Origin of the sequence: Sulfuricurvum sp., from assembly GCF_049587615.1 — a bacterium.
In the GTDB taxonomy this organism is placed as follows: domain Bacteria; phylum Campylobacterota; class Campylobacteria; order Campylobacterales; family Sulfurimonadaceae; genus Sulfuricurvum.
Window position 1 is genome coordinate 1 of record NZ_JBAVEF010000027.1, and the last position, 11,945, is coordinate 11,945.

The 11,945-nt window shown below is 44.5% G+C and carries 10 protein-coding genes; 7 read left to right on the plus strand and 3 right to left on the minus strand.

Annotated features, from left to right (window positions below; translation table 11 throughout):
• The first annotated feature begins 735 nt into the window (after positions 1-735).
• From WB308_RS06010 to WB308_RS06025, 4 genes are all read left to right on the plus strand, one after another.
• A complete protein-coding gene (locus tag WB308_RS06010) occupies positions 736-2,025 on the plus strand; it encodes an OmpP1/FadL family transporter (RefSeq protein ID WP_424189962.1) in 1,290 nt (429 codons plus the stop codon).
• Positions 2,026-2,192: 167 nt separating this feature from the next.
• Positions 2,193-3,311 (plus strand): OmpP1/FadL family transporter, encoded by a 1,119-nt coding sequence (locus WB308_RS06015; protein ID WP_424189964.1) that lies wholly within the window; start codon positions 2,193-2,195, stop codon positions 3,309-3,311.
• 280 nt (positions 3,312-3,591) lie between these two features.
• On the plus strand, positions 3,592-4,542 hold the full coding sequence (locus tag WB308_RS06020; protein WP_424189966.1) for a hypothetical protein: 951 nt from the start codon (positions 3,592-3,594) through the stop codon (positions 4,540-4,542).
• 20 nt (positions 4,543-4,562) lie between these two features.
• Entirely contained in the window at positions 4,563-5,372 is an 810-nt protein-coding gene (locus WB308_RS06025) for a hypothetical protein (RefSeq protein WP_424189968.1), read from the plus strand.
• A gap of 67 nt (positions 5,373-5,439) precedes the next feature.
• On the opposite strand, the gene WB308_RS06030 is transcribed toward WB308_RS06025, so the two are convergent.
• From WB308_RS06030 to WB308_RS06040, 3 genes are read right to left on the minus strand one after another with little or no spacing between them, the layout of a single operon-like run.
• A complete protein-coding gene (locus WB308_RS06030; protein ID WP_424189970.1) occupies positions 5,440-6,480 on the minus strand; it encodes an Mrp/NBP35 family ATP-binding protein in 1,041 nt (346 codons plus the stop codon).
• Positions 6,470-6,844, minus strand: coding sequence for a hypothetical protein (locus WB308_RS06035; RefSeq protein WP_424189972.1), 375 nt, complete (start codon positions 6,842-6,844; stop codon positions 6,470-6,472). The genes WB308_RS06030 and WB308_RS06035 overlap by 11 nt, the downstream gene beginning before the upstream one ends.
• Entirely contained in the window at positions 6,841-7,446 is a 606-nt protein-coding gene (locus WB308_RS06040; protein WP_424189974.1) for a hypothetical protein, read from the minus strand. Before WB308_RS06040 ends, WB308_RS06035 begins: the two co-directional genes overlap by 4 nt.
• Positions 7,447-7,751: 305 nt before the next feature.
• Between WB308_RS06040 and WB308_RS06045 the strand changes: the two genes are divergently transcribed.
• From WB308_RS06045 to WB308_RS06055, 3 genes are all read left to right on the plus strand, one after another.
• Positions 7,752-8,873: a sulfurtransferase gene (locus WB308_RS06045; RefSeq protein ID WP_424189976.1), complete on the plus strand. Its 1,122-nt coding sequence runs from the start codon at positions 7,752-7,754 to the stop codon at positions 8,871-8,873.
• A 10-nt stretch (positions 8,874-8,883) separates the two neighbouring features.
• On the plus strand, positions 8,884-11,796 hold the full coding sequence (locus WB308_RS06050) for a molybdopterin-dependent oxidoreductase (protein ID WP_424189978.1): 2,913 nt from the start codon (positions 8,884-8,886) through the stop codon (positions 11,794-11,796).
• A gap of 9 nt (positions 11,797-11,805) precedes the next feature.
• Positions 11,806-11,945: 4Fe-4S binding protein (locus WB308_RS06055; RefSeq protein ID WP_424189980.1), on the plus strand; the 140-nt coding region annotated here is incomplete at its 3' end.

Genomic DNA, 11,945 nt, shown 5'->3' on the forward strand with positions numbered 1-11,945 from the left:
TCATCGCTCATAATACTGCATCTTTCAGGTGTGGAAACGTAGGTCGCCGCCTGGCTCTCAGATTTTTACTCTCCTCTTTTTAATACAATCCCAATTCAAGCAATCACAAATAAATTCTTCTCTAAATACAGTAAAACTCAAATGTAATTTACAACTCTGAATAAATAGATTTCTTGCATAACCTAGATCCTGAATCAAGTTCAGGATGACCAAATGTCGCCATATCCGTCATTGTGAACACAGTGAAGTAATGCATTTATTCTGAGCCCTCAATTGGCAACTTTCACTATCCATTTCCCCACAAATCCTCAATACTGGTATGTCAGCATTATGGGCTTTATTCGCTGTTTTAGGAGTGTTTATGCTGTACGATATGACTATCGGGATATTTCCTCCGCGCTTCTCTTTCTAAGATACTCTTTCGTATCACAATAATGTCACGCACCATGTTACAAAATGACACAGTGTGATAAAATTGTACGTTAATTTGAAATGGACAAAACTTAATATTTTTTCAGAGAACTCCTAATATTTGGGCAAAAATGGGAAATTTGACGTTCTATTGTGACTATCGGTGTCCTTTACTTCGTCGTATTACATATATGATCTCTATTATAAGAAAAATATATAATATGCACTTTCCATATTAAGTTTCGATTAATTTTACCGCCCCTATAATAGTGCTGTTAACGAATCGTTTACCGATTCAATTTAAAAACTTATCGAGGAGAATTAATGAAACGTTCAATCAAAATCGCGGTGGCTGCAGCCCTCGCTCTTAGTGGTACATCGGCGTTCGCGACCAATGGAGACCATTTGATCGGTATGGGTGCTAAAGCACGCGGTATGGGTGGAATCGGTATCGGTATGAGCCACGGTGCAGAAACGGCTCTTTCAAATCCAGCTTTGATTACAAGTGTAAAAGGATCTGAAGTTTCATTTGGCGGTACTGTGTTTATGCCAGATGTTGCAACAAATATGGGTGCCGGGTATTCAACAAGTGATGCGGATCTTTCCGTTATCCCTGAAGTAGCCATTGCAAGTAAAGTAAGCGATAATTTCTATGTCGGTGTCGGTATGTTCGGTGTTGCTGGAATGGGTACAGATTATCGTGATGCAACTGGATATACATCTAATATGAATATGGTTACGAATCTTCAGTTGATGCAGTTTGCTGTTCCATTGGCTTATAAAGTAGATGCATTCAGCTTTGGTATCGCTCCAGTCCTTCAATATGGATCATTGGACATTAACTATGATATGACTGGAATGATGCCGGGTGCTACTTCAAGTCAAACTCAAGGTGTTGCTCAAGATTTCGGTTATGGATACAACGTTGGCGTTGCATTTAGTGAAGAAGGTTTAACTGTTGGTGCATCGTATAAATCAGCAATCGACATGGTATACAAAGGTCAAATTTCAAGCGCTGCAGATCAGTTTAATCTGGGTGATATTGATGGAAACCCTGCGACAGCAAATAACGTAGGTTTATCAGATCATTTGGAACAGCCAGCTGAGATGGGTGTAGGGGCATCGTATGCTTTCGGTGGAAATACAATTGCATTTGATTACAAACGCATTAACTGGTCTGATGCAAAAGGGTATAAAGATTTTGGATGGGATGATCAAGATGTCTACATCATCGGTTATCAATTTGCACAAGACAACTGGGCATTACGTGCCGGTTACAACTATGCAAAAAGCCCAATTAAAGCAAAAAGTGCAGCAAGTATGATGACTCCAGGTGATTATGATGGTGCGGTATTGAATACGTTAAATCTTCTTGGATTCCCTGCGATTGTTGAAGAGCACTACACTATTGGTGCAAGCTATGCATTTAATAAAATGACATCAATTGATCTTGCATATGTCTATGTTCCAGAAGTTACAGAAACATTTGATAACTCTGCGTTGATGCAAGCTGTTACGTATGCAAATGGTGGAGATCCAACCGGTGTAACTAGTAGCGTCTCAACAAAACATTCTCAAGATGCTCTAAGTTTCCAAGTGAACTTCGCATTCTAATTTCTTTTAACTGAGTGGGACGGGTTCCGTCCGCTCAACCGTTACTTCCTGTAATTTTTCTCCCCTTTTTTTAAGACAGCTTCGTACTCTTACCTTTTTTAAATTTGAACTTTGCTATGGTGTCGTATTTGTGTCATTTTTGTGATACGTTTACAGAAGGAAAAATTATGCAACCATACGTTACATCGATTGCGGTGATTACCGCACTCTCTACCGCTCTTTATGCGACCAACGGTGATGAACTGATCGGTCTTGGGGCAAAAACTCGCGGTATGGGGGGTGCGGGGATCGCACTAAGCCACGGCGCTGAATCGGCATTGATCAATCCAGCCCTGATCACATCGGTCAAATCGAGTGAAGTCTCTTTTGGCGGTACGGTGATGATCCCTTCCGTTGAAACCAATGGTGTTGAAAGCGACGCTGATTTGAGCATGGCTCCGGCAATTGCGATTGCCTCGAAAGCGGGTGATAACCTCTATCTAGGGGTCGGAATGTGGGGGACCGCCGGGATGGGGGTTGACTATCGCGGAACGAATCTTAATGACAATATGACGAGCAATATGCAAATGATGCAGTTTGGCTTGCCGATCGCGTATCAAATGGGTTCCATGAGCTTCGGGATTACGCCGATTATCCAATACGGTGCATTGGATATCAGCTATGATGGCAGTACGACCAAAGGGGCCGCTCAGGATTTGGCTCTCGGGTATAATGTTGGTGCCGCTTATACGGTGGATACCCTTACCTTTGGTGCCGTGTATAAAGCCCCTATCGAAATGAACTACAAAGGACAAATCTCTCGAATGATGAGCGATTACGGCGCAACTGCAACCTATAGCGATAATCTCGAACGTCCTGAAGAGTTTGGATTTGGGGTAGCCTACCAAGCCGACGGACATGCGGTGGCACTTGATTACAAACGGATCAACTGGTCGGATGCCGCCGGGTACCGTGATTTTGGTTGGGAAAATCAGGATGTGTACGCAATCGGTTATCAGTACACTCAAAATAACTGGGCTTTGCGTGCAGGGTATAACTACGCAAAAAGTCCGATCAGCGACCAAAGTGGAAAAACAGACGGTACGGTGATCAATGAGTTGAATCTCTTGGCATTCCCGGCGATCGTCGAATCACACTATACGGTGGGGGGCAGCTATGCGTTTAGCAAAACGATGTCGGTAGATGCATCCTATGTTTATGCGCCCGAAGAGACGATGAGTTTCAGCGGCATTACTACCAAACACTCGCAATCCAATATTACCGCACAGCTTACGATAAACTTCTAGAACGGTGCCCGCTTGGGCATCCATTCACAATCGATTCACATTCTTATGCTTTAATTGTGTTGTATCCATGGAAGCAGGGTTGAGAGCCTTGGGTATTTCATAAAGTAACATGTATTTGTTGCAGGGAATCCAACAAGATCGAAACAGCCACAATTTTGTCCATAAAAGAAATATTTGATACTCTTGTGATAAAATAACAGAGGAATGTGCTATTTTTCGAAATAGTAATTCGCAGTGCATTGGCGTTGCGACAATCAATAAGTTAAGAAGGGGATTTATTATGTTTAACAGACTATTACTCGGTGCAGCGGCATTATCGCTTGCGGCTTCAATGGCGTTTGGTGCCCAAGGGGCAAAATTCTATATCGGCGATGGCGATAAAGAAAAAGAATATATGACCATGGTCAACGAAAAAATCAACTCTATCGGTTTTGTCCTCTCTGATCCGCATGAGCGTATCAATGATGCATATAAAACGAAATACGGCGGAACGAATCTCGATAACCTTGGATTTTTCTCCGTTATGAATGATGAAGCGGTGGGGCCTTTGCTTCTCAAAGAACCATCGTTGGGTGGATTCAGCCCGTTTAATCTTCATATCTATAAAAAACAAGCGGAAGATAAAACCTATGTCGGCCATGTCACTCCTGAAACGATGCTGGATGTTGTGGGTGTGAAAGATGCCGATGTACGTGCTAAATTTATTGCCACTTTCCCTGCACTCGATGCAATGATCGAAAAAGAGATCGGAAACAAAGTTCAATTCGTTGAATACAGCGCCCTTCCGGCAAAACCGATGATGACCTTTGAACTTCCGTTTGAGCGCGGGGCTAGTTTGGATGGGTTTATCGCCGATTTCCAAGGTAAATTCGAAGAGGCATTCGAAGCAAACCAATATATTATCGCCGGTTACAAAGATATCAAAGGTTCTATGACCGATAAGAACATCGAATTTGGACGTTTTGATGCGTATTGGGTTTATTCCCTCTGCCACTTCAAATTCTCTGAAGGAATTTTCAACCAAGGACGCCCGGATGCGGGAGCATTCGCACCGTGTTCAATGTACATGTATGTTGAAAAAGGGTCAAACAAACTGATGATCGGTATGCCACGTCTTGCTACATGGACAGCGGTTATGGGGATTAAAGATCAAAAGATGAACGATTCAATCACTGCGCTTGATGCAGAGATCATTAAAATCATGACCGAATTGGGAGCGAAAGAGAAATGAAAAAATTCTATACCCTCATAATGAGCGCACTTGTCATCGGATTTTGCGGATGTGCGGGAGTCTCTCCGGAAGCGGAAGCCGGCGTTAAAGTCGAAAAAGTTGTTGCGACGTATAAAATTGCACCCTACAGCGATGTAGAGAGTACGAAATCTAAACTCTCATCGGCTGGATTTGAAGTGGTTGGAACTTACAAAACCGATGCCGGTACATCGGTGCTCTATACCAATGCTGCGATGAAAGCGATGGGAAACAAACCAACTCGCGGTCTTGCTGCAGTAGGACGTATCCTGGTCGATGATGAGCGCCATCAAGTCAGTATCGCCAATCCTGTTTATTTCGGAAAAGCATTTATGCAAAAAGAGTATAGTCATGCAACAGCATCTGCTGCATTGGTATCACTCGAAAAAGCATTCGGTCCTTTGAAAGACTCTAAGGATAAATGGGAATTTGACGGTTTGGCGGGATACCATTTTATGGTCGGTATGCCGTACTATGAAGATATGGGGATTGTAGGCGAAGGGTCGACGGCAGATTTGGTAGCGAAAGCGCAAAACGCCAAAGGGACAACTGCCGTAGTTAAAGTAGGAAACGACCGGTATGTAGCATTCGTAACTTTGGATCGCCGAACAAACGGATTTGTGAAAAAAATCGGAACCCAAAACGGTCAATTGCTTCCATGGGCTGTGTTGATCGAAGATGGAAAAGCGAAAGCACTGAGCGCAAAATATTTTATTGCAATCAGTTATCCGTTACTTACAATGACAGAATTTATGACGATTGCAACCGTACCGGGTGCTATCGAAGCTGATTTGAAGAAAATCTTTAAATAAATCTATCTCGTCATCCTCGGGCTTGACCCGGGGATCCAGCTGGATTCCCGCCTGCGCGGGAATGACGTTACACTCTAAACTTCACCGCTTTTAGCATATTCTCCACGATCTCACGATAATAGCTTTTTAATTCGTCACTTCCCAAAGCGATCGGCGGTTCACCATTGTCGGAACCCTCACGGATATTCATGTTAATAGGAATCTGTCCCAATAGGGGAATGTTATAGCGTTCCGCAAGGCGTTGTCCGCCGCCGCTGCCGAAAATATCATAGCGTGTTCCGGTATCAGGAGCAACAAAATAACTCATATTTTCCACCAATCCGGCCATGGGGACATGGATGTCTTGAAACATTCGAATAGAGCGGCTGACATCATCGCTGGCGACGAGCTGAGGAGTGGTCACAATCACCCCTGCCGTAATGGGAAGTTCTTGCGCCATCGTGAGTTGGATGTCACCGGTTCCCGGAGGCATATCAATCACTAAAAAATCGAGTTCCCCCCACTCTACGTCTTCGAGAAACTGAATCAGTGCCGATACGGCAACCGATGAGCGCCATACGAGTGGGGTATCGGAAGTTGGGGTCGTGAGGGCGACGCTCATAATTTTGATTCCGTAGTTTTCGCTCGGGATGATTTTATTCTCATCATTCCAGCGGATCTTTTCGAGATCGGTATTGGTGAGGCGTGGAATGTTAGGACCGTAGACGTCAGCATCCAAAATCCCGACCCTGTACCCTTTTTGAGCGAGGGCTATGGCGAGATTGACACTCACCGTACTTTTACCGACCCCCCCTTTTCCACTGGTTACGGCGATGACATTTGCGGCGTAGGGTGCCCGGTTATTCGGCGCGGCACTGTTTCCGTAATTGGTGTCTTTTTGTGCCATTGCTTTTTTGGTAATATTGAGAGTCTTGAAGTGATCCCGGAAAGCTGTCTCGATAGCGGATTTGACGGTAAGGTACGAATCATCGCTTACGGTGAGGAGTTCTATTTTAGCGTTACCGTCGGTTACTTTTACTTCAGAGATCAGTTTGAGTTCGCCCAGTGTACGGGTAAGACCCGGGTAGGGGAACGCGTTCAGGGTATCTTGCAGTTCTTTAGTGTTCATACGGGTTTCCTCTCGCTTCGCGGGCTAACAGCGCTTTGGTCCCATTGGCTTTTTGTGCCAACTTGGCAAGGGGTACACGGGCAAGCGGATATTCGAGACTGAGGCGATGGCATGTGCTGATACGCTCGTCAATAAGTCCATTTAATGAAGCGATAACCCCGTTCAGTGTGCCGGCTTGATTGGATTCGTTGAGTAAATCTTTGATCAACATTTCACGTGAGTGCATTCGAAGATCCAATCCATTGGTACGGCCGACAGCGATAAAATCGGCAGCGCTGAGATAGAGACCGGAAAAAAACGTGTTCAGGAAGTGATTTTCGAGGGTTAAAAACTGGCTTCGCTCTTCAAAATGGCGCTTTTTCATCCACGTTCTCCCAGATTGGCCTGTGCCGCTTTAGTGACGTCGGGATCTGTGTCGTTAAGTAACATTGTGATAATCTCTTTCGGAGCGGCACGGTTTTCAGCCAAACGCATCCGAACCATTTTATCATTGTCGTCCGTCAGAATTTTCAGGAGTTTCGCAGGGGTATTCGGATTGCCTGAAAGTCCGTCGCGTACAATTTTTTCATCGCTAAAGAATTTTTCCAATACATCGCTCGGCGTTGAGGGGTTGGCGGCAACGAGGGCACGTACGAGGTTGATGGGATCGTTGGAAAGATGACGAAGTACTTCGACCGGCGTATGGGGATTTTTGGCAACGGCCCAGCGTGCCCCCATGTCGATCGGATTACTGGCAATATCAATCAGTAATTCCACCATAATCGGGCTGTATTCGCGTTCGCGTTCGTATACGGATGTCCGTAAAGAGAGGTTCATAGCCACTTGGCCGACGAGTAGTTTGTCGGTTTTGAAGGCATCATAGATGGCTTTGACCTCTTCGATTGGAAGGCTTTTATCTTCTAGCAATTCAATAAGTGCTGCAGTATCCGATTGCGCGAGAGCGTTTTGTATCATTTCGGTGCTCATAGGGCTCCCTTCTTATAATATATGTGATAAAAATAATCGTCATACTAGCAAAAAGTGATTAAATCGTAAGTATTAATCATCAATTATAAGGGAAGAAAAAGGGTAAGCTGTATAAGAAAACATAAAAAAACAGCTAATCATCTTTAACTTCAATTTTGTGATAACAATGTAACAAATTGTAATCATTGCATAAATCCAAAAAAGGTATTTACCGTTTATTAAGAGTCGTGCACCTATAATGGGGGCGGTAATTCCCTAATTAAACGCACTAGTATTGTGCATATACAAATAAAGAAGGAGCACGGATGAACAGATTGCTAAAAACGTTATGTTTTGCGGCATCACTGTCGGCAGCGACTGTATTAATGGCAGCCGATGGGTATAAGGATAACAGTATCCTTATTTCTGCCGAAGAAGCGGTCAAGCTTATTGGTAATCCTAAAGTGATGTTCGTATCGGGTGACAACGAAGATATTTATAAACTTGGTCACATCAAAGGGTCGGTAGAGATGTACGCTCACCACCTTCACCATTCCGATATTGATGGAGAGATGCACTGCGCGCCATTGTATCGCTGTATCGATGATGCTGAGCAAACGATCGGTAAAAAAGGTATCAGTAACGATATGACGGTCATCGCATACGATGACTTTAAAGGTCCGAACGCGACGGGTGTTTATTCGTTTTTTGACAGCTATGGTCATAAAAATGTAAAAGTCCTCAACGGCGGACGTGCGGCTATCATGGCGGCGGATCCGGCTCAAAAAGAGTACGATGCTTTGAACAAAGATCTTAAAGCAGCTAAAAAAGCAGAAAAAGATGCTAAAGAGGCGCTGAAAAAAGAGGGTGCGGATAAGGCAGCTTTGGATGCAACGATTGCAAAAGCGTCTGCAGATGCAAAAGTCATCAGTGCGAAAATGGCAGAAGTTGAAAAACGTCTCCTTGTTGTAAAAGGGGATGAGGTTGTTAAAGCGAAAACCTATAAAATTGATCCTAAAAAAATCAAATGGAATGTTATCGCTGACAAAAACGAAGTCAAACACGCCATGGAAGATATTCTGAAAAACGGAAAAAAATCCAAATACGTTATTATTGACTCTCGCGGTATCGCCGAAATCGTCGGTGAGCGTAAAATGGATAATGTGGCGCGCGGCGGACATGTACCGGGTGCAACGTTTATCGAATGGAGCCAAATTTCGGATGCTGAGAAAAAACTCTCGTTTAAATCAGCGGCTGAGATTCAAAAAGTGTATGATAACTACGGAATTACAAAAGATAAAACGATTTACGCATACTGTCACGTAGGTGCGGGACGAAGTTCGGAACATATCACTGCGCTTCAATTGTTGGGTTACAAAAACGTCAAAGTCTTCACTGGAAGCTGGGATGTTTGGGGTAACGACATGAACCTTCCGATTAAACGATAAGGCTATAACTATGACAAAAGTAATGAACAATCAACGTCGTGACTTCCTGAAAGTTTCAGGGATGACGGCCGCACTAGTGGCTTCACAAGGGTCACTCTTCGCGAAAACGAATGTAATCTCAGTTGAAAACGGAAAAAGCAATTATCCGAATACAAACTATACGGAAGATATGTACCGTAACGAGTTCTCATTTACCTATGGTAAAAAAGAGGAACACGGTTTTGCATATCACTGTGTAAACTGCCAAGGTAACTGTGCATGGGAAGTTTGGTCTCATAACGGTGTTGTAACCCGTGAGAATCAATCGGCTCGCTATCCGGTTATCAACGCTAAAATCCCTGACTTTAATCCACGCGGATGTAACAAAGGGGTTCAGCACTCACAAGTAATGTACCAAAAAGACCGTATCCTTTACCCGATGAAACGTGTCGGTGAACGCGGTGAAGGTAAATGGAAACGTATCAGCTGGGATGAAGCGGCTGAGACCGTTTGTCAAGAAATTTTTAACTGTATGACCGATCCTGAACGCGGTCCGGATAAATTGATGGTCCACGCGGGAACCGGTCTTTTGACCGAAGGCCGCCGTGGGGCACCGCTTCGCTTCTCGACACAGCTCGGTGCGATCCGTATTTATCCGTCATCATACCTCGGGGACATGTTCTCGGGTGCGGCGATTGCGTACGGTGAGGGTAACCTTGGTTGTACATGGGATTTCATGTATAACGTCGATACGGCTGTTATGTGGGGTGGAAATCCGTCGGTTTCTCGTATCCCGGATGCTCACTTCGTATGGGAAGGGAAATACAACGGTGCGAAAATCATCGTTATTACTCCGGAGTTCAATGCAACGGCTAAATCGGCTGACCTTTGGATCCCGATCAAAGCAGGTTCAGACAACATTCTTGCGATGGGTGTTATCAATGTTATCTTGAACGAAAAACTCTTTAAACCTGAGTTTGTCAAAACATTGACGGATTTGCCATTCTTGGTAGATGTCAAAACGCAAAAAATGATCCGTCGCTCCGATATGGAACACGCGGCGAACGATGAAGATCACCATAAATACAATGAAGAGTTCTATTGTATGAATAAAGCAACCGGTAAAGTTGCGTTGATGCCGGGGACTGAGGGAAGCAGCGAGAAATCATTGCGTCTTGATGATCACGGTATCGTTCCAGAACTCGAAGGGTCATGGACGATTACCGATATGCACGGTCACACACGTGAAGTGACAACGGTATTTGAAATGCTCAAAAAATCAGCGGCAAAATTCAGCCCTGAAGCAATCCAGGAAGTAACGGGTGTTCATCCTGATACTACCCGTCAGCTTGCTCGCGATATCGCGATCCCTAAAGTCGTAGAAATCACAACCGGGTTCTCGTTGAACAAATATTTCAACGGTGTTATGACCATCTGGAACATTGCTTCCATCTGTGGTTTGACGGGACGTATGGGACCATACGGCGGAATCAATACGGAGAATGAGTTTACCCTCTCTGGTCTTGGCGCATTGTCCGGTTTTAGCGGTAAATACAATGCCCGTTTCGGATCAGGTTTCGTCGGTGAGTTCGTATTCGGTGACGGGATGAAAACATTTGATCAATACTTCGGTGACGAAGATGTCAAGCGTGCTCAAAACGGCATGTCGAAAAAAGAGTATATGGCTGTATTGGGTGAAATGCTCAAATCGGGTGAAAACGACAAAGTGAACCAAGCGTCTAAGCACGGTAACGTGAATAAACCGTGGTGGCAGCCGGATTGTGCCCTGATCGTAGCCGACTCTAAGTTCCGTCGTAACAAAGGGAACGAGTATCGTAAAGCATTCTTGAACAAAACGAAATTCTACGCGTATGTCGATTACCGTATGTCTGAGGCGGCACAATATGCCGATATCCTTCTTCCGGCGAAATCGCACTATGAAGTATATGACCTTCGTACGTCTCCGGGTTACCACCGCTTCACTAACTTGGCTCAGCCGGTTGCGAACATCAAAAACATCGGTGAATCGATGGATGAATGGTCAATGTTTACCTTCCTTGCTAAAAAAATGGAAGAGTTGGCGAACCGTCCTGAGAATATCGATAAAGCAAAAGTTAAAGATCATCCGAAATTCGCAAAACCGGGTTTCCATGATTTGACGATTTTCCATAAAGAGTTCACAAACACCGACGCTGAGTCTGAGGGTGCAGGTGAAGTGTATCTCGGAACCGACAAAATGGCAGTACAAGCCGCATTGGAAAAATGTGAGCAGTATGAGCCGTGGACGATGGAGAAAATGTACAAAGTGGGCGGATTCTTGCTGATCAATGAAAAAGCGGCAAAATCTTCACCGTTGTACTCTGACCGTCCATTCAACTCGAACGAAGACCATTTGTATAAAATGGAACGTCTTGAGACCGTATCCGGACGTCAAACGTTCTACGTTGACCATGAGATGTACATCAAAATGGGCGCGGCAACCAATACCGGTATGGAAGGGATTCGTCCTCAGTCGAAAGACTATCCGTATGTGTTCATGACACCGCATGCACGCTGGTCAATTCACTCGAACTACAAAACGTCTCGTACGTTATTGCGTCTTCAACGCGGGGTTCCTGCAGCGCAAATCAATCGTGTGGTTGCGGAAGCCAAAGGGATCAAAGACGGTGATACGATCCGTATTTTCAATGCTCTCGGTGAGTTCTATGCAATGGCGAAACTTTCATCATCCGCTCCGGCTGATGGTATCGTATTAGAGCATGGATGGGAACCGTACATGTATTTGAAAAACAAAGGGCACAATGAAGTTGTACCAACGGCATTGAACCTTCTTGAAATGGCAGACGGATGGGGGCACCTTAAATTCGGTGGTCTCTGGGACGGTAACCAATACGCATATGATGGCGCCGTTAACTACGAAAAAGCAACTGACGTACAGTATTAAGGGGTATAAATGTCTAAAAGACAATTAGCAATGGTAATGGACCTGAACAAATGTATCGGGTGCCAAACATGTACCGTAGCATGTAAAACGCAATGGACGAACCGTAACGGTCGTGAATATATGTATTGGAATAACGTCGAGACCTATCC